The organism is Shouchella rhizosphaerae (assembly GCF_900142675.1).
GTDB lineage: Bacteria > Bacillota > Bacilli > Bacillales > Bacillaceae_D > Shouchella > Shouchella rhizosphaerae.
The window spans coordinates 375058-395499 of the sequence record NZ_FRBS01000004.1; the positions used below are offsets into that span (position 1 = coordinate 375058).

At 44.1% G+C, this 20442-nt stretch carries 17 protein-coding genes and 1 riboswitch; of the genes, 5 read left to right on the forward strand and 12 right to left on the reverse strand.

Annotated elements, in window-relative coordinates:
* Nucleotides 1-2: 2 nt before the first annotated feature.
* Entirely contained in the window at nucleotides 3-1790 is a 1788-nt protein-coding gene (locus BUC05_RS13570; RefSeq protein ID WP_011245829.1) for an L-lactate permease, read from the reverse strand.
* Between the two features lie 213 nt (nucleotides 1791-2003).
* On the opposite strand from BUC05_RS13570, the gene BUC05_RS13575 reads away from it, so the two are divergent.
* A complete protein-coding gene (locus BUC05_RS13575; RefSeq protein WP_011245828.1) occupies nucleotides 2004-2276 on the forward strand; it encodes a hypothetical protein in 273 nt (90 codons plus the stop codon).
* A 58-nt stretch (nucleotides 2277-2334) separates the two neighbouring features.
* On the opposite strand, the gene BUC05_RS13580 is transcribed toward BUC05_RS13575, so the two are convergent.
* The 7 genes from BUC05_RS13580 to BUC05_RS13610 form a co-directional block, all read right to left on the reverse strand.
* On the reverse strand, nucleotides 2335-3543 hold the full coding sequence (locus tag BUC05_RS13580) for a cytochrome P450 family protein (RefSeq protein WP_035204761.1): 1209 nt from the start codon (nucleotides 3541-3543) through the stop codon (nucleotides 2335-2337).
* 85 nt (nucleotides 3544-3628) lie between these two features.
* Nucleotides 3629-5161, reverse strand: coding sequence for an AbgT family transporter (locus tag BUC05_RS13585; RefSeq protein ID WP_035204759.1), 1533 nt, complete (start codon nucleotides 5159-5161; stop codon nucleotides 3629-3631).
* Between the two features lie 175 nt (nucleotides 5162-5336).
* Entirely contained in the window at nucleotides 5337-7214 is a 1878-nt protein-coding gene (htpG, locus tag BUC05_RS13590; protein ID WP_011245825.1) for a molecular chaperone HtpG, read from the reverse strand.
* 103 nt (nucleotides 7215-7317) lie between these two features.
* A complete protein-coding gene (locus BUC05_RS13595; protein WP_035204756.1) occupies nucleotides 7318-7875 on the reverse strand; it encodes a cysteine hydrolase family protein in 558 nt (185 codons plus the stop codon).
* A 36-nt stretch (nucleotides 7876-7911) separates the two neighbouring features.
* Nucleotides 7912-8373, reverse strand: coding sequence for a hypothetical protein (locus tag BUC05_RS13600; protein WP_051881226.1), 462 nt, complete (start codon nucleotides 8371-8373; stop codon nucleotides 7912-7914).
* A gap of 6 nt (nucleotides 8374-8379) precedes the next feature.
* Nucleotides 8380-8586 carry a helix-turn-helix transcriptional regulator gene (locus BUC05_RS13605; RefSeq protein ID WP_035204754.1) on the reverse strand — a complete coding sequence of 69 codons (207 nt, stop codon included), beginning with the start codon at nucleotides 8584-8586 and terminating at the stop codon, nucleotides 8380-8382.
* Nucleotides 8587-8686: 100 nt separating this feature from the next.
* On the reverse strand, nucleotides 8687-10375 hold the full coding sequence (locus BUC05_RS13610) for a 5'-nucleotidase C-terminal domain-containing protein (RefSeq protein WP_035204752.1): 1689 nt from the start codon (nucleotides 10373-10375) through the stop codon (nucleotides 8687-8689).
* Between the two features lie 436 nt (nucleotides 10376-10811).
* Here BUC05_RS13610 and pruA point away from each other — a divergent pair, with 436 nt between their 5' ends.
* Nucleotides 10812-12362: an L-glutamate gamma-semialdehyde dehydrogenase gene (gene pruA, locus BUC05_RS13615; RefSeq protein WP_035204751.1), complete on the forward strand. Its 1551-nt coding sequence runs from the start codon at nucleotides 10812-10814 to the stop codon at nucleotides 12360-12362.
* 110 nt (nucleotides 12363-12472) lie between these two features.
* Here pruA and BUC05_RS13620 read toward each other — a convergent pair whose 3' ends face one another.
* Entirely contained in the window at nucleotides 12473-14008 is a 1536-nt protein-coding gene (locus tag BUC05_RS13620; protein ID WP_073305067.1) for a sigma-54 interaction domain-containing protein, read from the reverse strand.
* Between the two features lie 171 nt (nucleotides 14009-14179).
* Here BUC05_RS13620 and BUC05_RS13625 point away from each other — a divergent pair, with 171 nt between their 5' ends.
* Nucleotides 14180-15097 carry a proline dehydrogenase family protein gene (locus BUC05_RS13625; protein ID WP_035204746.1) on the forward strand — a complete coding sequence of 306 codons (918 nt, stop codon included), beginning with the start codon at nucleotides 14180-14182 and terminating at the stop codon, nucleotides 15095-15097.
* An 89-nt stretch (nucleotides 15098-15186) separates the two neighbouring features.
* Here the strand turns inward: BUC05_RS13625 and BUC05_RS13630 are convergent, their stop codons facing one another.
* Nucleotides 15187-16023 carry a metallophosphoesterase gene (locus BUC05_RS13630; protein ID WP_035204865.1) on the reverse strand — a complete coding sequence of 279 codons (837 nt, stop codon included), beginning with the start codon at nucleotides 16021-16023 and terminating at the stop codon, nucleotides 15187-15189.
* A 150-nt stretch (nucleotides 16024-16173) separates the two neighbouring features.
* Between BUC05_RS13630 and BUC05_RS13635 the strand changes: the two genes are divergently transcribed.
* Nucleotides 16174-16677, forward strand: coding sequence for a YhcN/YlaJ family sporulation lipoprotein (locus tag BUC05_RS13635; protein WP_035204745.1), 504 nt, complete (start codon nucleotides 16174-16176; stop codon nucleotides 16675-16677).
* Nucleotides 16678-16759: 82 nt separating this feature from the next.
* Nucleotides 16760-18349, forward strand: coding sequence for an alkaline phosphatase family protein (locus tag BUC05_RS13640; protein WP_035204743.1), 1590 nt, complete (start codon nucleotides 16760-16762; stop codon nucleotides 18347-18349).
* Nucleotides 18350-18412: 63 nt separating this feature from the next.
* On the opposite strand, the gene BUC05_RS13645 is transcribed toward BUC05_RS13640, so the two are convergent.
* Together BUC05_RS13645 and BUC05_RS13650 are read right to left on the reverse strand one after the other, a co-directional pair.
* Nucleotides 18413-18655, reverse strand: coding sequence for a hypothetical protein (locus BUC05_RS13645; protein ID WP_035204741.1), 243 nt, complete (start codon nucleotides 18653-18655; stop codon nucleotides 18413-18415).
* Between the two features lie 228 nt (nucleotides 18656-18883).
* A complete protein-coding gene (locus tag BUC05_RS13650; RefSeq protein WP_011245814.1) occupies nucleotides 18884-20185 on the reverse strand; it encodes an NCS2 family permease in 1302 nt (433 codons plus the stop codon).
* A 75-nt stretch (nucleotides 20186-20260) separates the two neighbouring features.
* Nucleotides 20261-20362: riboswitch (purine riboswitch) on the reverse strand.
* Nucleotides 20363-20442 lie beyond the last annotated feature (80 nt).

Here is a 20442-nt window from a genome sequence, read left to right on the forward strand (position 1 = left end):
CCTTATAGCGTTGATACTTTTTTGTTGTTTTCTATGTTGGCCAATTTGGCTTTACGCTGGTATTTGAGGATCATGATTAGAAAAACAAGTAAGACAGTTGCCACAAACAACGTGCCGATATGAAGCCCAAACCCATGTATGGCTACGTAGCCTAGCCCACCAGCAAAAACGAGATAATATGTTAGCGGAAGCAACACTTTTCTAATAAGTACGCCTTCTTTGCCAATAATCCCTGCCGCTGCCGCTGCTGCCACAACGTTATGGACACAAATGATGTTTCCTGCTGCTCCGCCAACAGCTTGCAAAGCAACGATCGTAGCAGGAGAAATGCCAACATTTTCTGCCGCCCCAAATTGGAACAAGGCAAACATCATATTGCTGATCGTATTGCTTCCGGCTATAAATGCGCCTAGCGCGCCAATAACTGGCGCTACGACTGGCCAATGCTCGCCAACCATTTTTGACACGCCTTCAGCCAGCAAGAGCGGCATCGACTCATACCCATTTGCATTGACGCCAGAGTTAATAAACACTTGCACCATTGGCACGGCAAACAAAAGTGCTGGTGCGGCACTGACAATCATTTTTGCCGAGTTGCTTACTGCCGTACGGTAAGAAGAGCGATCCATCTTGTAAAGAAAGTAACCAACGACCGACACAGCTACCATAATCGTTCCTGGTAAAAACAACGGAGTGCTGGAAATGTCAATCGTCGTTCCAAACACTTGTTCAATGGTAATCGCTACTTTTTTTAAAGCAGCGCCAAAAGGAAGCGCCTCCATGCGAGTAATGACTAGGATAAAGCCAATGAGTATATACGGAAACCACGCTTTAAACATTGAAATGGTCGGTTTAGTAAGAGGATCTGCCGAAAGCATTCCCATCCAGTCCTGTTCCCATTTGGAAAGAGGAGGAAAATCCCAGCTCTTTTTTGGCATGAACCATCCTTTTTTAGCGGCAGGAACAACAATTGCTAACCCAATTAGGCCACCGAAAAGCGACGGAAATTCTGGACCGAGTACATTGGCGATCAAGGCGTAAGGGACCGTAAATGCTAAACCGGCAAACAGCGCAAACTTCCACACTTCCAATCCAGCCCAAATGGAGCGTTTCTCACCAAAGAACAATGTAAGCATCATGACCAACACTAATGGCAAAAACACACCGATCATCCCATGGAATATCGCCACTTGGCCACCGATAGAACGAATAAATTCGTCGGTCGTCATTCCAAGTGCGGCCGCCTGTTCAGCCACATTTGGCGCTCCCGAGAGCCCAGAGTTCACTCCAATTAAAATCGGCGTGCCGACAGCGCCAAACGAAACTGGCGTTGATTGGATAATAAGAGCCGACAGGACCGCAGCCATCGCTGGAAAGCCAATAGCGACAAGAAGCGGTGCAAGTATGGCCGAAGGTGTGCCGAAGCCAGATGCCCCCTCAATGAACGAGCCGAACAGCCAGCAAATAATAATAGCTTGTATCCGCCTATCAGGCGTAATAGTTGTAAATCCAGCACGAATGGTGTGGATTGCGCCACTTTCTCGCAATGTATTGAGCATTAATACAGCGCCGAACACAATAAATAGCACTTCTATAGCCGTAATAATCCCTTTTGTGCTTGCGGCCGCCACATAGTTATATGGTACACCCCAAAAGAAAATGGCAACTAAGCCTGTCATTAGAAAAGCAAGCGGCATCGCCCGCTTAGCAGGCCACCCCAAAAGAACAAGAAGCAACAACACTGTTAAAATTGGCGTCAGCGCTAAAAGCGCAAGCGACCAAAACCCCATCCTTTCTCCCCCTCTACCATAATGATTATATCATACGGTCATCAGATGACTATATGTAAGCACTTACAAATATAGCTTACTTTCATGAATCAGGCAAGCCAATCTAGTACAATTTTTACGAAAAGGAGGTTTTGGCTTATCGCTAAATAGCTTCTTTATTGCTGTTCTTGTCCTTCCTTCTCCATTATACTAAACTGAGAGAAGGTGAAGAAAATGACAAACGACCAATTTAAGCAAGTCATGACTGCATTTCGGGAAGTTAACAGCCAATTGCGGGAAATCAAAGGGGATGTTGCCACGTTAAAAGACGATGTCGCTATCTTAAAAAGTGATGTTTCTATCTTAAAAAAGGATATGGCTGAACAAAAAGTCATAACTGCCCAATTACAAAAACATGCAGAACATGCCTCTACTACGTTTGACTTTATTAAAGAAAAACTCATTAACCACGAACGTGACATTTATGCGTTAAAACGCCGTCCATAACTCTTGCCAACCCCAAAATAAGCATGCTGAAGCAGGACACTGCTTGGCAGTGCCCTGCTTAACCTGTTTCCACAGGCAAATTTTCTAATCCTCTAATGATTAAGCTTTGCCGCCACGCTAACTCGGCTGGTTCCGCGCCTAGACGTATGTCAGGACATTCTTCTAAAAGGACACGGATCGCCGATTCTGCTTCCAATCGTGCAAGCGGAGCGCCTAAACAATAATGGATTCCTTTTCCAAATGATAAATGGGGGCTTTTTTCTCTAGTGATGTCCAGCTTATCAGGATGTTCAACAAGCGCTTCATCATGGTTGGCAGAAGCGAGCGACACAATGACGAAGTCTCCCTTTTTTATATCTTTCCCCATAAACGAAAATGATTCACGAGCCCATCGGTCTGTGCTAAATTCAACGGGACTGTTATAGCGAAGCAACTCTTCAACTGCTTGAGGGATTAGTTGATCGTCGTTTTTCAACAACGCCAACTGGTCTGGATGCATAAGCAGGGCCAACATCCCATTTGCAATCAAATTAACGGTTGTCTCATGGCCAGCAACAATGAGGAGCATGACGACACCATAAAGTTCATTTGTCGTTAATCGGTCACCATCTTCTTCGGCGCGGATTAAATCAGATAAGAGGTCCTCTCGCGGATCTTGGCGCCGGGCATGAATCAATGCTTGCAAGTAAGCAAGAAAGTCGTCCATGCCCTTCTGCACTGTAGTAGACTCGCCGTATCCATCGTTATCAAGATCAACGATTAACTTTGACCAATATTGGAATTTATCGCGGTCAGAATCAGGGATGCCGAGAAGCTCGCAAATGACGATAATCGGGATTGGAAAAGCATATTCTTCGACAAGGTCAAAGCGCTTTTTTTGCTTAATCCGGCGCGCTTGTTCCATCGCGATAGCATCGATTCTGCCTTTTAGCCTGGAAATCCGCTTTGGGGTAAACCCTTTTTGAATAAGGCCCCTAAGCCGCTTATGGTCTGGAGGATCGACAAACAGCATGCTCTTGCTTATCGGCAGCATTTGTTCGTCCGAAACTTCATCTGGAAAAACAGTACGTGCATCTTTAATAAACCGCTCATCCTTTAACACCGCTTCCGCCACGTCGTAATGGAAAGCCATCCAAGCTGGGATTCCATAAGGCAGCATGACTTTCGCAAATCCGGTTTGTTCCCGAATATCTTTGTAATACGTATAAGGCTGCTGGTGAAATTGATCGGAAAAAAGATCAATTGGCTCGCTTGAGGTTGGCTTCAATTTTATCTTCCTTTCAAATGCGTCGTCCCTTCTACTATTCGTTCCACCGCAACCAAACTCCTTTATACGGCAACCGCTTTCACAATTAAGGCATATAAATAGGCGCATTTGGCCCTAATGGAAGGCCAGTAAAAATCCAGACGATTAACAGCAATGACCATGAAATTAAGAACCAAATCGAAAAGGGTAGCATAACTGAAATCAGTGTACCAATCCCCATATTTTTATCATATTTCTGGGCAAAAGCAATGACAATGGCGAAATAGGTCATCAGTGGCGTAATGATATTGGTGGCCGAGTCTGCGACGCGATAAGTCGCTTGCGCCAACTCAGGCGAGTAGCCAATTTGCATCATAATCGGTACAAACACAGGTGCCATCATCGCCCATTTTGCCGATGCGCTGCCGACAAACAAATTAATGAAGGCGGTGATTAAAATAAAGCCAATGACCACTGGAATGCCGTCTAAATTCAAGGAAGTCAGCATTTCACCACCTAAAATCCCTAAAAATAAACCTAAGTTCGATTCAGAAAAGTAAGCGACGAATTGGCCAGCTGTAAAAGCGAGGACAATAAACATGCCCATTGATGCCATCGTGTCTGTCATTTGCTTCGCCACATCTTTATCGCTTTTAATGTTTTTCGTTACAATTCCGTAAACAAGCCCTGGTATGAGGAAGAGCAACAAAATAATCACAACGAGAGAGTCCATAAACGGTGAAACGACTATCGGTTGGTCCCCTGTGCCCCGCATCGGCCCCCATTCTGGCACAACAAGCAAACTGATTAAGGCAGCAGAAACAGCAAAAGCGATGCCAGCATAAAGCATGCCTTTTTTCTCGATTGGTGTTAAGCGTTCTAACTCGCCTGTATAGTCCCCTTTATAAGTGCCTAACCGAGGCTCCACAATCTTTTCGGAAACAATCGTACCAACAATCGTAATCAAAATCGTTGATACGATAATAAACCAGTAATTCATCGCGTTATTCATTTGTTCAGCGTAAACTGGGTCTACTGTCGCGGCTGCTTGCATCGTTAATTCGCCAAGCATTGGGTCGGTCGCCGATAAAAGCAAGTTGGCGCTAAACCCACCGGAGACGCCGGCAAACGCAGTGGCAAGCCCTGCTAGTGGGTGTCTGCCAAGTGCTGCATAAATGACAGCGCCTAAAGGAGGGAGCACCACGTAACCTGCATCCGAGGCAACGCTTGACATCACTGCCGCAAATACGAGCCCTGCCGTGATGAGGCGGTTTGGAATCGAGAGCACAAAGCCTCTTAATCCGGCACTAATCAAACCGCTGCGTTCACATATTCCAATACCGAGCATCGTTGCGAGTACGACGCCTAATGGGGCGAAGCCAATAAAGTTGTCAACCATACTCGTGAATATATAGGAAATCCCTTCACCGCTCAGCAAGTTTTTTACAGCAATCGTTTCTCCAGGATTAGCTGGATCCTCGACTGAAATGCCAAAGCTTGCTACAACGCTAGATATGACCACGACAAGAACAGCAAGAATCGCAAATAGCGTCACTGGATGTGGCAACTTATTGCCTGCTTTTTCAATCCCATCAAGAAAACGTTGGAAGATCCCCTTTTTCCTTTCCACTGTGGACATACAATCACCCTTTCTATGAAAATGTCTTCCCACGCCTCCAGGGTAAACAGGTCGTTTCTCAGAGGCAAGGCTACTAAAAAAAGTCCCAATTGCAAATCTTCTTATCGTGAATTTCGTCTCTATTGAAAAAGCCTGCCGACATTGATCATCGGCAGGCTTAAACAAAAAACGGATGTTAAACCATGACTTTGCACATGTTTTGTGAGAATTCGACTGGGTCTTCAAGAGGCAGCCCTTCAATAAGGAGCGCTTGGTTGTATAGCAAGTTGGTATATAGCTTTAATTTGTCTTCGTCTTCCTCATATGCTTGTTTCAAGGAATGAAAGACGTCATGGTTTGGGTTGATTTCCAATACTTTTTCCGCTTTTACATTTTGGTTGTCTGGCATTGCTTGTAAAACTTTTTCCATTTCTAACGTAATCTCACCATCTGCAGCTAAAAAGACAGGATGGCTTTTTAAACGTTTGGACGTGCGTACATCTTTTACTTTTCCATCTAAAATGCTTTTCATTTTCTCAAATAGTTTTTTGTTCTCTTCGCTGTTCGTCTCTTCCTCTTGCTTTTCGTCAGTTTCAATATCCAAATCGGCGCTGGAGACAGACATAAATTCTTTTTCATCATAAGAACGGAGCATTTTAATCGCGAACTCATCTACATCTTCAGTGAAATAGAGAATTTCATAGCCTTGGTCAGCTACCATTTCCGTCTGCGGCAGTTTGGCGATTCGTTCGTTCGACTCGCCCGTCGCATAATAAATGTACGTTTGCCCTTCTTTCATCCGCGATACATAATCGCTTAACGACACTAGTTTTTTCTCTGTTGAGGAATAGAAGAGCAGCAAGTCTTGCAAGTCGTCTTTATTGGCACCAAAGTCATTGTACACGCCAAATTTTAATTGGCGCCCGAACGCTTTATAAAACTTCTCGTATTTGTCCGGCTCTTTCTTCAGCATTGTTTTCAGCTGGCTCTTGATTTTTGACTTAATATTTTTAGCGATCAGCTTTAGTTGCCTGTCATGCTGGAGCATTTCCCTAGAAATATTGAGTGAAAGGTCTTCTGAATCAACCATCCCTTTCACAAAACTGAAGTAGTCAGGTAAAAGCTCTGCGCATTTTTCCATAATCAACACGCCGTTGGCATAAAGCTCTAAGCCTTTTTCATACTCTTTGGAGTAATAATCAAACGGCGTATGCTCTGGGATAAATAAAATCGCGTTGTAACGGATTGCGCCATCTACTGATACATGAATATGTTCAAGGGGCTTATCAAAACCGTAACGCTTGTCTTGATAAAACTGTTCATAATCGCTGTCTTTTAGCTCACTTTTGTTTTTGCGCCAAATCGGCACCATGCTGTTAATCGTTTGCTCTTCCTGGTACTCTGCATATTCGTCTTCATTGTCTTCTTTTGGTTTGCTTACTGTTACATTCATTTTGATTGGATAGCGGATAAAATCAGAGTACTTTTTAATAATTGCTTTTATACGGTACTCCTCTAAGTATTCATCATAGGATTCATCATCCGTATTTTCTTTTATGTGGAGTGTGATGACCGTGCCGACATCTTCTTTTTCAGCCGGTTCAATTGTATACCCATCTGTGCCATCCGATTCCCATTTATAAGCTTGGTCGCTATCAATGGACCGTGTAATGACAGTCACTTTATCAGCGACCATAAAGGCAGCGTAAAAACCAACGCCAAATTGGCCAATAATGTCGTGGCCGTCTTCAATTTCCGTTTCTTTCTTAAAAGCGAGTGAACCACTTTTGGCAATCGTACCTAAATTGGCTTCGAGCTCTTCTTTCGTCATGCCAATCCCTGTGTCTTTCATTACAAGCTTGCGGTTATCTTTATCCGCCTCTACATAAATCGCATAGCGGTCTTTTTCAAATGAAAGCGAGTCATCCGTTAACGAGCGATAATACATTTTGTCAATTGCATCACTTGCATTTGAGATCAGTTCGCGCAGAAAAATCTCCTTCTGCGAGTAAATGGAATTGACCATCATTTCTAACAAACGCTTTGATTCAGCTTGAAATTGCTTCTTTTCCATTAAAAGAGCGCTCCCTTCCATCCAATCACGAATCTTTTAGCACTCGTTTGTTTAGAGTGCTAACAATTCTATTTTACTAAAATTCACTTCTGCGTCAATTCTTTTATCGGTTTAGGCATTTTTGCAGTTCTTTTGAGGAAGACACATCCGCCTTCAAAACCGTGGTGAAATGGTTTAATGAAGCGTCGTACTCTTCTTCTGTAAAACAGGCAAAACCGTCTTTAGGGATAAGCAGCTGATAATCGCGCATGTAGGCATCGTTGGCCGTAAACTCGACGCACATGTTGCCAACTACTCCTGTCAAAATGAGTGTCTGAATATTAAGCTCCCTTAAAAGCATGTCTAAAGGAGAAGCGAAAAACCCCGAGAATTGGGGTTTTAACACCGAATAGTCCTCTGTATCAGGAGCAAGCAGCTTCGCAATTGGTGCTCCTGGCAAACGATTGTTGACAATATGATTATAGACCTGTGTAAATTCCGATTGCCAATCGCCATAATTGTCGTTAACATAAATGATTGGCCATTCTTTGGCGCGTAGTATTGCCTTTAAGTTAGCAATCGCTTTCGCGCAGTTCTTTGCATTTGGCAATAGCTTATCAGCATCGTCAAAATCAAACGGATTAATCATATCAATAATAAGAAGCGCGCAACGTTCCTTCATGTTAGACCTATCCCTTCTTTTGAATTAAAGCCAGCATTAAGACAAATACCCTTTTCGCCATGAAACCATATAAACAGATGCCTGCAAAAGCGGCCCTGCCATAACAAGAATGATCGGCAAGTACGGCAGTTTCGTTTGCACCAACGGATAAACAACAAGTAAGGCCGCTAGGACAGGATAGATAATATACATGCTTAAATAAGCAGTACGGCAAGCATTAGCAGTGATTTCTTTCTCACGCTCATCACGCTCCGAAAACTCTGGAGGCATCAACAGCCCTTTTTGGAACATGATACCTTTTTTCTTTAAATAAACGCTCACAATCCCGTAAATGATCGCGCCAACAATTATAATAGTCGTGGGGAGTATATTAATTGATATTTCCCATGACCCTGTTGCCGTTTTAATCTCATCAAAGCCACGGAAATATTCAACGAGCTGCCATGTAAACAACCCGATTGTAACCACTAAACTAACGATCGTAAACCACCATTTCAAATTCGATCACTCCTCTTCAGTTAAAAAAAACACATCTTCTACAGGTAATTCAAATTGCTTCGCTATTTGAAGGGCAAGCAATAATGAGGGCGAATACCGCCCTTTTTCCAAGGCAACAATCGTTTGCCTTGTCACCCCCACTGCCTCGGCTAGTTCTCCCTGTGTCATTCGTTTTTCAGCACGCAATACTTTTACCCTGTTTTCAATCTCCATAGTCCACCTTCTCGATTCAATTCTGCTTTTATTGTATAGTACATTTTACTTTTTGTCTAGTTGACTTTACAATCAAACATTAAAAAAGGTACGGACGTGGTTACGTCCGTGTGTGCGGTACAAGAATGGTCTCGCCTGAAAAGATGACATCTTCGTCTCTAATTGAAGGGTTCATTTCAAGTAATTTTGGCCATTGAACATTTAAACGAAGGCCGATTTCAAACAACGTATCTCCTGGCTGAATGACGTATTCAGCATGTAAAGGTGCTTGTGTTTCTGCTGGTATGGCTGCCATTTGAATTCTGCCTTCTCTTTTAGGAGCGATTTCGCCTGCGTCTTGCAAGTACTCAATCAGCAATTCATCGACTGCGCTAAATTCATTGACAATCGGTGCATTAGCCAAATCCGTGTATTCATCTCCGCCAGCAGCAAGAAAATCATTTGTAGCAAGCAAATATGTTTCGTTTTCTTGCAGCGGCTTGCCTTTTACGAGAACAGAATGGACTCTCTGTCCAGGTTTATTGTTGGGATCGAACTGAAACGAAAACCCGCTGATTTGCGGAAAACCGCCGCTCGGTTCTGGATAGCCACTCACTCCGTTTTCCAAAACTTTAAGCAGTTGGGCACCTGTCACTTCTATGGTTACGGCGTAATTGCCAAAAGGGGAAACCTCGACTAAGTCCCCTTTCGTTATCATTCCTGCTTGAACGGAAGCACGGATGCCGCCTCCATTAGTCAAGGCAATGTCCGCCTCCGTTGCGTTACGAAGCACATCCGCAATGAAGTTGCCTAAATTCGTTTCTTCCACTCGAACATGCTCCCGCTCGCCATTTAAGTCGACGGCAGTGTGCCCGACAGGTTCAGCCAAAATGGCTTGTTGCCCCTCTTCTAACTCTGCCAGCAATGCCTCTACTTTTTCGTCAGGTTCGATCGCCTCTGCTTCACTTTGCTGGATCAGCTTTGCGCTTTTTTCAACAAGGATGCCATCTGCAAACACCAAATCGACTACGCCAAGGTTTTGCAAATATTCCCCGGCGCTTGCAATGAGCGTATCATTTTCTCCTGCAAGTCCTGTTGGCAACTCCGAGTGGCTGTGCCCGTCAATAATCACGTCAATCCCTTGGACTTCAGCCGCTACTTTCTGACTTGTGTGTTCACTCGTTTCATCAATGCCTAAATGGGCAAGCGCCACAATGACATCAGCGCCTTCTTGCTGTAGAAGATCGACCATTCTTTGTGCAGCAGCTGATGGGTCTTCAAACGTAACCGCTGCGACATTATTTGGATGTGTTTTGAAAGCAGTTTCCGGTGTAGCTAACCCAAAAATGCCGACCGTTACATCATCGAATTCTTCCAGCATGAATGGTTCAAACAATGGCTCTTCTTCATCGTTAAGGAGGTTAGCAGCAATGACTGGAAAATCAATTGTTTCCTCAAGCTCATACAATCGATCAAGCCCATAATTAAAATCATGGTTTCCAGGTACAAAAGCATCGTAACCGACTGCATTTAATACATCTGCAATCGTTCTCCCTTTCTCAAGAGAAGCAAACGTCGTCCCGTGGAACGTATCGCCTGCATCCACTAACAGCGAGTGCTCTCCGCGGTTTTCAGCGATCAGCGTTTTCATTTTTGCATAACCGATGCCATCTAATTCCCCTTCAAATGCACGGCCATGGGCGTCATTCGTGTGGAGAATACGGATCGTTGTTTCCTCTGCATATGCTTCTTCTGAAAAAAGAATGATAAGTACACTAACCACGCCAATAAAGACATTTTTCTTAGCCATTTTCGCCTCCTTTTTCTTCTATATTAGCTTACGAAGGTTAAACTTGTTTTAACTTAAGTAATTTTCCACTAAAGTTTCCATAAAAAATCAGGAAGCATGAGCCTCCTGATTACGCTTTTGGCGCTTTAGCCGACTTGCCTTCAAGCACAAACCGGTTAATCATTTTTTTGACTCCATAGACAGCCACAATTGTTAGTACTTGTGCGGCCAGTTTACGCATAAGATCCCCTCCTCCACTTTTTATTTGTATACCCGGATGATAGAAAAAACATGTCGTGTATTTCTGCCAGCGAACCGATGCGTTCATGATTCAAGTGGTCATCCGCCCACATTTATGAGCCCACTAGGCCACCGTTATCGATTTTGTAACCATGTTAATTTGGCACGCATCTTGCATGATTCATCATGAATTTAATTTTTAAGGAGGAATTAGCCAATGTTTACCCCTTATAAGCATGAACCATTTACTGATTTTACAATTGAGGCAAACAAACAAGAACTGCTTACAGCGATTAAGCAAGTGGAGGCGAACCTAGGCGGTCATTACCCATTGGTCATTAATGGCGAACGCGTTGAGACGGATGACACGATTTCATCTTATAACCCGGCGAACAAACAAGAATTGATTGGTACGACAGGCAAAGCGACAAAAGCGCATGCCGAGCAAGCGATTGAGGCCGCCAGCACTGCGTTTGAATCATGGAGAACGGTAGCGCCTGCAGAACGCGCCAATATTCTTGTCCGCGCAGCAGCAATTGTGCGCCGCCGCAAACATGAATTTACGGCGCTGCTCATAAAAGAAGCCGGAAAACCTTGGAAAGAAGCCGATGCAGACACTGCTGAAGGCATTGATTTTATGGAATATTATGCCCGGCAAATGGTTGAATTAGCCGAAGGAAAGTCTGTTCACAGCCGGGAAGGCGAACTAAACCGCTATATTTATACACCAACTGGCGTTACCGTTGTTATTTCACCTTGGAACTTTGCGTTTGCGATTATGGCAGGCACAACGGTAGCTCCTCTTGTCACTGGCAATACCGTGTTGCTTAAACCTGCAAGCACAACACCGGTGGTTGCTGCTAAATTTGTCGAAGTGTTAGAAGAAGCTGGCGTTCCGAAAGGGGTTATTAACTTCGTCCCTGGAAGCGGCAGTGAAGTAGGCGATTACCTTGTTGAACATCCTAAAACCGCGCTTATCACATTTACAGGTTCACGGGATGTCGGCGTCCGCTTGTATGAAAAAGCGGCAATCGTCCAAGCCGGACAAAACCATTTGAAACGTGTGATCGTGGAGATGGGCGGGAAAGACACGGTCGTCGTTGACAATGAAGCCGATATTGACACGGCGGTTGAAGCAATCGTTATTTCCGCATTTGGCTTCTCTGGACAAAAGTGTTCAGCGGGCTCACGCGCAGTCATCCATGAGGACCTTTATGACGAGGTTGTCGCAAAAGTAGTGGAAAAAACAGAAGCGCTTACCGTTGGCAACCCGGCAGATGCGACGAACTATTATATGGGGCCTGTCATTGACCAAGCGGCATTTGACAAGATTACAGGTTATATTGAAATTGGCAAATCCGAAGGGAAACTAGTTGCTGGCGGCAAAAGCGACGATGCAGAAGGTTACTTCATTCACCCAACCGTTTTTGCCGATGTTGATCCAAAAGCGCGGATCATGCAGGAAGAAATTTTCGGCCCTGTCTTAGCCATTAGCAAGGCGTCGACATTTGCTGAAGCGCTCGAAATTGCCAACAATACAGAATACGGGCTAACTGGGGCTGTAATAACAAATAACCGCGCAAAAATCGAGCAGGCTAAACAGGATTTCCACGTCGGAAACCTTTACTTTAACCGTAACTGCACAGGGGCGATTGTAGGCTACCATCCATTCGGTGGCTTTAAAATGTCAGGTACCGACTCAAAAGCAGGCGGACCAGATTACCTTACTCTCCATATGCAAGCTAAAACCATTTCAGAAATGTTTTAACTGCTCCTTTGAGAGAGGTTATCGACTTTGTCAACAACCTTAGACACAATCTTGAACAGATTGTGTCTATTTTTTGTTTATACACTTTTGTCTATTTAGACAGTTACCGCTTACAATTTGTAGTGTTTTAATTTATTGTATAACGTTGCCCGTGAAATGCCTAACAGTTTTGCAGCAGCTGATTTGTTGCCATATGTTTTTTCTAGCGCATTGATGATTTCGATTCGCTCGTCTTTTTTTGGCTTGTCTTTTGAAGCCAACGGCATGTGTTTCAATTTCTGTTGGTACGATTCAGGCAAATGGTACCAATGAACGGACCCTTCGTGGTCGCCGTTCAAAATCACAATTCGTTCGATTAAATTTCGCAATTGGCGAATGTTTCCTTCCCATTTCTGCGTCCTAAGCGCGTATAGTACTTCTGGATCCAATTTAGGCACCGGTTTTTCATAGCGCTGGGCAAATTCCTGTAAAAAAGATTGGACGAGCTCAGGTAAATCTTCTATGCGCTCTCTTAAAGGCGGAATGGAAATGGAAATGACATGGAGACGATAGTAAAAATCTTCACGAAAACGGCCTTCCGCAACCATCTTTTCTAAATCACGGTTCGTTGCCGCCACAATACGGACATCAAGCGGAATCGCTTCATGCCCGCCTACTCGGTAGTACGCTCGTTCTTCCAGCACACGCAACAGCTTTACTTGCAATTCAGCAGGCATTTCTCCAACTTCGTCAAGAAATAGCGTGCCTCCTTTGGCTGCATCGAGTTTTCCCTTTTTGCCACCTTTGGCGGCACCAGTAAAGGCGCCTTGCACATAGCCAAATAATTCGCTTTCAAATAACGCTGCAGGAATGGCGCCGCAATTAATGGCAATAAACGGTTTTTCTGCTCTGTCACTTGCCTGGTGGATGCCCTCCGCGAACAGTTCCTTGCCAACGCCGCTTTCGCCTGTAATTAAAACATTCGCCGTTGTTTTTGCCACTTTAGAGGCAAGATGGATGGCCCGCCTAATCGGTTCACTGCGCCCGATGATTTTCTGAAAAGGTTCATCTTCGCTAGTCGTATTCAAATGATGCAAAGACGCGGTTTTAGACGATAATTCTTCATTTAAGCGAACCACATCTGTAATGTCCCGTTCGATCGAGAGGCCGCCGACGCACGCTTCTCCTTCAAATACTGGAACCGTATTCACTATGACATGCAAGCCAGGCTTCGGCTGGTTGTATTGATGGACGACTGGTTGTTTATCTTTCATAACGGACCAAAGCACGAGCGCTTCCTCATCAAAGTAATCGCGCAAAGGCTTGCCGGCAATAGCACAGCTTGTTAACGCATACAATTGTTCTGATTTGGCGTTAATTTGGATAATCCGCTGTTCTTCATCAACCATGGTGACTGCGTCATCCATCGCTTCCATCATTGTTTGTAAAAAGGCATTTGTGCGCTTTAGCTCTTCCAGCAAAACATTGGCCAACACTTGTTTTTTGACAATCCCAACCACGTTGTTCATGTGATCTACCGTATAAATGTCTTTTGGTTCTAACAACGGCGGCAACTGTGCAATCAATGTGTCTTCAGGCAGCCGCCACTCGCTGTTTTTTGGTTGATCGGCAATTGGCACCGCCACATCTTTAAGAGATCTACGCAACAGAGTCACACTCCTTTACGGATTTATCCGTTATACACAATTGTCTTATTGTCTTTTATTTTAGACGAACCTGGCCAATAAACAATCTTTTTTTCTTCGCGTATTTTTCATTATTGGCACATTTCTTGCATTGTTATTAGCAACTTCACATTTCAATAGGAGGAATCATCGATGGTTCTAGATCAACCGCTTCGTTCATTCTTTATGCAGCTTGCTAAAAGCAAACCATTAAATAAAGCAGCTAAAAAATGGGGATTAAAATTTGGCGCGCGGCAATTCGTCGCTGGACAAACACTGGAAGAAGCGATGGCCACAGTTATTGATTTAAATAACAAAGGCCTAGTTTGTACATTAGACCATTTAGGCGAATTCGTCACCGAAGAACAAGAAGCGCTTGACTCAACAGAAGCATGCTTAGACGTCCTACGCGCCATTAATGAAACAGGGGCTGACTGCAACCTTTCCCTCAAACTGACGCAGCTTGGCCTTGATATTGATGAATCGTTCTGCCTCAAAAACATGAAACGGATTGTCCAGACGGCACGTAGCTTCGGAATTTTCGTCCGAATCGATATGGAGGATTATGCGCACTGCGAACAAACTTTGCGTATTTTAGAGAAACTCAGGAATGAATACGACGGCGTTGGCACTGTCATCCAAGCTTACTTGCACCGAGCAGAAGAAGACGTCCGCTCGTTAAAAGGCGTTCCTCTCCGCCTCGTTAAAGGGGCTTACAAAGAATCAGCAGAAGTGGCATTACAAGAAAAGGCCCTTATCGATGAAAACTATTTCAACATTATTCGTCTTCACCTTGATAACGGTTCGTATACGGCGATTGCCAGCCACGACCACCATATTATTGAAAAAGTTAAAACGTATGCGGCGGAAAACCGCATTCCTAAAAGTCAGTTTGAATTTCAAATGCTTTATGGTTTTCGCGAAACGCTACAAAAGGAACTGCTCGAACAAGGCTACAAAGTCCGGTTATACGTGCCTTTTGGAACCGATTGGTTCGGTTACTTCATGCGCCGCCTTGCCGAACGTCCGCAAAATATTGCCTTTGTTTTGCGGGGGTTCTTTTCAAAATGACTTAAGCCTCCAAGAAAGAGGACACCCTTTCTTGGAGGCCCTTCTCTTAGTGGCAAGCACCTAACCAGCTAACGTGCTATTATTTTTTGTTAACACCCTAACGCGAAATGGTGCAGCGTAATTTCAGGGCGGCTTCCAAGGCGGATATTTAACCCTGTTTGTCCTAAACCTTCACTAATATAAAACGGTTGTCCTTTATGGTGATGCAACCCTTTTACCATTTTCAAACGTACTAATTTTCCCATTTTCACAAGGTGATAAGGCTTTGGCCAATGGATTTGCCCGCCATGAAAATGACCAGCAAGCAAATAATCAAACGAGACATGATCCATATCAAGGACAATGTTCGGATCATGGGTCAATACGAGGTTATATCCATTGGCTACGCCATTAAATGCTTTGTCTATATCCTCTCGGTTAGATCCAGCATCATCAATGCCGATAATATTTAACCGTTTCCCGTCGATCATGATCGCCTCATTTTCGTTTTGCATCGTCTTACAACCATGCTTTTCTAATACTTCCTTCAGGGCTTGAAAATCAGGGTTCTTCAACCAATAATCGTGATTGCCAAATACAGCATACATCCCATAGAGCGGCCTTAATCGGCTGAACATCTTCAAGTATGGAATCATTTTCGGAATGCTTTTCTTGCGGTCTGCGAAGTCACCCGTTAAAGCAATTAAGTCTATCCGCTTATGGCGCAATTTTTCATAAAGCTGGTCAGGAGTGACGGAAATCCGTTCAAGATGCATATCAGAAATATGCAGGACGCATAAGGAATGGTTAGCCTCCCGATCCGACTCAGATGCAGAAACCGTGTTGACTACAAAATGTTGCGTGTTTTTGTAGCCTCTATAAAAAAGCAAAATAACCAATATCGCTAATAGTGTAAAAATAATCACGGAACGTCCTCCTCTATACATCAAGTATAGAAAATTTAACGACGCGTTGTTACCTGCAATTATTGGCATGGCCCCCATAATCGCCCAACAAAACAACCTTCTCATTTTCCAGTGAATAATAGGCAAACAATCATCACATCCTACCAGTACCAAGATTAGGAGGGATAATTGATGAATCGTATCAAACAGTTTTCTGCTATTTGTCTCATAGGCCTCGTCTTAACGGGTTGTGGCATGGCTCAAAACAACAATGATCGTGACCAGCAAGTGGACGACAATGACAACAGAGAAACAGAAACACGCCAACAAGGGTATGATGATAACGCCGGGCCGGTAGAAGATCGCCTAGAGGTCGCTGATGAAACAGCTGAACGCGTGGCCGAACTCGATGAAGTGGAAAGGGCTAACGTTCTTATTGCTGGGGATAATGCCTATGTTGCTGTGATGATGACCGATCGCGGCGAAGATGAAGTCACAGAGGAGTTAAAAGAGAAAATCGCTGAACAAGTTAGGAAAACAGATGAAAATATGAACAATGTCTATGTCTCTTCAAACCCTGACTTTGTTGAACGAGCAAGGGATTATACAGACCGCATAAATAATGGAGAGCCTGTGAAAGGGTTTGTTGACGAGTTTAATGAAACCATTCGACGAATCTTTCCAAATGCAAAGTAATACGTTTAACAACACAACCGGCGTTTCCTGTTGAGATGCCGGTTGTCTTTCTTCCCTTAACGATTTAAAGGAGTGCGCTCGTATGAAGAAAAAGCTCTTATTTGTGTTTTTAATCGTGTTCTTGCTAGCTGCCGTTTCGATCATTGGATTACACACTCCCGCCAAAAACATCAATCAGCACCATGCTAGCAACAAGCAAGGCAAACCTGTCATCCTCTTATTGGTTGATTCGCTCATGGACGAGCCATTGCAAAAAGCAGTGGCGGACGGAAATGCTCCAGCTTTTGAGTTTCTCATCAACAATGGCCGTTACTACACTGATTTGGTTAGTTCGTATCCAACAATGTCTGTGACCATTGACAGCACTTTGCTTACAGGGACGTATGCAAACGGTCATCGCATTCCCGGTTTGGCCTGGTTTAAAACAGATGAAAATCGCCTTGTTAATTATGGCAGCGGCTTAAATGAAATCATCGCCCTTGGCGTCAAGCAAGTCACAACTGATAGCATGCTTCATTTAAACCAAAAGCATTTAAACAAACAGACGGCAACGATTTATGAAGAACTAGCTTCCCGCAACCTCAAAGCAGCATCTCTTAATGGTTTAATTTATCGAGGCCCAAAGCCGCACACATTAACGACACCTAATGGAGCAGCGTGGCTAAATATGCTGCCGAAAACGATTCAAACACAAGGGCCATCGTTGTTGTCAATGGGGGCGTTTTCCCATTTTAGTCCGAAAAACGATCTTCAGTTATGGAAATCAGCTGGATTAACAGATACAGCGACCGCAAATGAGTTAGTCTATCTTATCGAGCAAAACCAACTGCCTGCTTTTACGCTCGCTTACTTCCCTGAATTGGATAAACAAGTCCACAAACACGGCTCGATGGCAGTGAAAGGCATTGTACAAGTTGACAAAGAGCTGCAAACGATTTTAAACACGTATCGATCTTGGGAAGAAGCAATGGAACAAGCGATCTGGATTGTTTGTGGGGATAGTGGTCAAGCCGATATTTTGGCTGATGGGCAAACAGCAGAAATTGACATTAATCAGCTATTGTCTCAGTTTACCGTTTGGAATGCTGGTGAAGAGGCGTCTCCAGCATCTTTTCAAATCGTTCCTGCCCTTAACGCGCGCATGACTTATTTGCATTTGCTTGATGAGCAACTTTCCTACTTAGAAGTAGCAGCAAAATTAACAGCCGACTCACGAATCGGCTTTGTTGCCTGGAGCGAAAATGGCATCAATTATGTCTCTTCTCCAAAGTCAAACGAGCTGTTTACCTTTTCTCCCAACGGCGACTATACAGACCCTTACCAACAAACTTGGTCGATCGATGGGGATGAGACAATTTTAGGTCTTACAACAAATGACCAAAATGACATACAGTTCGATGACTACCCCGATGCCCTGGCAAGGCTCCACGGCGCCCTCCATTCACACGATGGCCGCTTTTTAATTGCAGATGCTCTTCCAGGCTATGAATTTATCGCAAAGCATACACCAAAACATTCAGGCGGAGCAGGCCATGGTTCTTTGCATAAGCTTGACTCAACCATCCCATTAATCATTGCCGGCACCAGCATTGAACCCGACTATAGGCGGCTTGTAGACTTCAAACAGTGGGTCGAGGCATTAACAGATTCGCAAAGCAAAAGGATTGAGTGATCACTGCTTAGATGGACGTTGGAACAAGGACAAAATCACCAATCGCTGGCCAACGGTTCGCAATCATTTGATCGTTCTTAAATCGGCAGCAAAAAAAGCGGCAAAAAGGGATAACAACAAAATTGTGCCAAATGTTAAGACGTCACGAGTGCCACTGCTCACTACTTCTATAAGTACGACACCACTTATTAACATGCAAAAGAAACTGGCCAAATAATTGGACTTTATTGTGTGTCTACCAAATACAGCGACAATAAAAGCAATGACACTTATCGAGGCAATGATTAGTATTCCTATAGTAGCCACTAATACATCATTCCTTTAAAAGTTGGGTACCTAAAAACATACGATACTGTCGCAGTTAACAATAACAATGGAAAAACGATCACTCAACCATTTAGACAGTTTAAGAGTTATTACGACAAATATAGTTTTCATTCGGCAAATGAGTTAACCACCTTATCAAGAGAAAACAAAAAACTCCTCCTTACCTCTATAGCAAAAAAGCTGGCGACAGAGCGCCAGCTTTCTTGCTTAATGATGGAGAAAACCTAAATAGACGATAAACACGACAAACAGTAAATACATAAGTGGGTGGAGTTCTTTTCCTCGCCCTTTTACTACCATCGTAATCGGGTAAAGCACAAACCCAAGAGCAATACCAGTGGCAATGCTGTACGTAAGCGGCATGGTGACAACTGTGAAGAAGACAGGGATCGCTATCTCCATTTTGTTCCAATCGATAAAACGCAATGATGTCGCCATCATGACGCCAACGATAATTAATGCCGGAGCAGTCACATGGCCTGTAATGATGCTAAGCAACGGCGAGAAAAACAGAGCGACGACAAACAGCAATCCTGTAAAAATAGCCGTTAGCCCTGTGCGCCCTCCGACAGCAACGCCTGATGTGGATTCGACGTAAGCAGTTGTTGTCGATGTCCCGAGCAATGAGCCAATGGTCGTAGCGCTCGCATCGGCAAACAACGCTCTGCCCGCACGTGGAAGTTTGTTGTTCTTTACAAAGCCTGCTTGAGTGGCAACGGCAAATAAAGTGCCTGCTGTATCGAAAAAGACAACGAATAAGAGCGTTAACACAACACCAACCATTTGCACAGTAAACACTTCATTTTGCCAATCTACTTGGAATGCTTGTAAAAACGTCGGTGCGATGCTTGGCGGAGCACTAACGACGCCTGTTAATGTCGTAAAACCAGTAATGACACCGACGATTGCAGTAATCGCCAACCCATAGAACACCGCACCCTTAAAGCCGAGGACGACAAAAATAATCGTAACGACAATCCCAAAAACAGCAAGCAAAGGGCCAGGAGCTGACAAATCGCCAAGCGCCACAAAGGTGGCGGGGTCGCTTACGATAATCTCTGCATTTTTAAAGCCAATAAAGGCAATAAACAACCCAATCCCTGCACCGGCTGCGTATTTTAATTCTTCTGGAATCGCATCAATGATTTTTTCACGGATTTTAAAAACGGTGATGCCAAGGAAAATGACACCTGAGAAAAATACGGCAAGAAGCGCAGCCTGCCAAGATAAGCCCATGCCAATGACAGCAGAAAAAGCAAAAAAGGCATTCAGTCCCATTCCAGGTGCAAGGGCGATTGGGTAATTGGCAACGAGCCCCATAATGATAGAACCAGTCATTGCTGCAAGTGCTGTCGCAACAAACACTGCCCCAACGTTCATTCCCGCTGCCCCAAGAATATCAGGGTTGACAAACAAGATGTACGCCATCGCAAGAAACGTGGTGAACCCAGCTAGCAGTTCTTGCTTAACAGACGTCCCATTCTCTGTAAGCTTAAAAAAACGATCCATCTTTTTCTTCCTCCTAACGCAAAATAACCCCAGGGATCTTCTACCTGAGGCTGACACAAACGGCGCAACGATGTTGCGCTCCATTTATCATGCCGTAGTCAAGCCATTTACGGTGGCTCGGTAGAAACGTGCAGGCCTTATTCCTGCAATTATACGGGTATTTTCCTATTGGACATTGTTAGTGTAGCAATGGTTGGGAAACGTGTCAATATAAAAAAACGAACAATGGGAAGTATAGCCCTCCCATTATTCGTCTT

What these genes read in the sequence shown, in the direction of transcription:
- BUC05_RS13570 (WP_011245829.1), bottom strand. Translation starts at nt 1,790, where the DNA reads ATGGGGTTTTGGTCGCTTGCGCTTTTAGCGCTGACGCCAATTTTAACA.
- BUC05_RS13575 (WP_011245828.1), top strand. Translation starts at nt 2,004, where the DNA reads ATGACAAACGACCAATTTAAGCAAGTCATGACTGCATTTCGGGAAGTT.
- BUC05_RS13585 (WP_035204759.1), bottom strand. Translation starts at nt 5,161, where the DNA reads ATGTCCACAGTGGAAAGGAAAAAGGGGATCTTCCAACGTTTTCTTGAT.
- htpG (WP_011245825.1), bottom strand. Translation starts at nt 7,214, where the DNA reads ATGGAAAAGAAGCAATTTCAAGCTGAATCAAAGCGTTTGTTAGAAATG.
- BUC05_RS13595 (WP_035204756.1), bottom strand. Translation starts at nt 7,875, where the DNA reads ATGAAGGAACGTTGCGCGCTTCTTATTATTGATATGATTAATCCGTTT.
- BUC05_RS13605 (WP_035204754.1), bottom strand. Translation starts at nt 8,586, where the DNA reads ATGGAGATTGAAAACAGGGTAAAAGTATTGCGTGCTGAAAAACGAATG.
- BUC05_RS13610 (WP_035204752.1), bottom strand. Translation starts at nt 10,375, where the DNA reads ATGGCTAAGAAAAATGTCTTTATTGGCGTGGTTAGTGTACTTATCATT.
- pruA (WP_035204751.1), top strand. Translation starts at nt 10,812, where the DNA reads ATGTTTACCCCTTATAAGCATGAACCATTTACTGATTTTACAATTGAG.
- BUC05_RS13625 (WP_035204746.1), top strand. Translation starts at nt 14,180, where the DNA reads ATGGTTCTAGATCAACCGCTTCGTTCATTCTTTATGCAGCTTGCTAAA.
- BUC05_RS13630 (WP_035204865.1), bottom strand. Translation starts at nt 16,023, where the DNA reads ATGTATAGAGGAGGACGTTCCGTGATTATTTTTACACTATTAGCGATA.
- BUC05_RS13635 (WP_035204745.1), top strand. Translation starts at nt 16,174, where the DNA reads ATGAATCGTATCAAACAGTTTTCTGCTATTTGTCTCATAGGCCTCGTC.
- BUC05_RS13640 (WP_035204743.1), top strand. Translation starts at nt 16,760, where the DNA reads ATGAAGAAAAAGCTCTTATTTGTGTTTTTAATCGTGTTCTTGCTAGCT.
- BUC05_RS13650 (WP_011245814.1), bottom strand. Translation starts at nt 20,185, where the DNA reads ATGGATCGTTTTTTTAAGCTTACAGAGAATGGGACGTCTGTTAAGCAA.